Source organism: Pseudomonas sp. Au-Pse12 (assembly GCF_021341665.1).
Taxonomy (GTDB): Bacteria; Pseudomonadota; Gammaproteobacteria; order Pseudomonadales; family Pseudomonadaceae; genus Aquipseudomonas.
This window is the reverse complement of the sequence record NZ_JAJTTH010000046.1, coordinates 1-319: the sequence shown is the minus strand read 5'-3', so window position 1 is coordinate 319 and position 319 is coordinate 1. Positions and strand designations below refer to the sequence as shown.

Genomic DNA, 319 nt, shown 5'->3' with positions numbered 1-319 from the left:
TGTGGTTTACACCGCTTCGGTGTCTGCGCCAGTTACCGGCTCGCCGGTGGTGGTAACCCTGTCCAACGGCCAGACCATCACCATTCCAGTCGGCGAATCTTCCGGCACCGTGAATTTCACCGCGCCTAACGACGCCCTGGCGGGTGGTAGCTCTCTAAGCACCACCATCACCAAGGCTGACGGTGGTAACTACGAGAAGCTGGATATTAATGACAAGCCAGCTGAAACCTCGGTCACCGACACCCCGGATACCACCACCCTCAGCGTGACCGCTACCGATACCGTGGCCGAAGGTGGCTCGATTGTTTACACCGCGACA

The 319-nt window shown here is 58.9% G+C and carries 1 protein-coding gene; it reads left to right on the top strand.

Annotated features, from left to right (window positions below; genetic code table 11):
- Positions 1-319: immunoglobulin-like domain-containing protein (locus tag LXM55_RS32360; RefSeq protein WP_233324209.1), on the top strand; the 319-nt coding region annotated here is incomplete at both ends.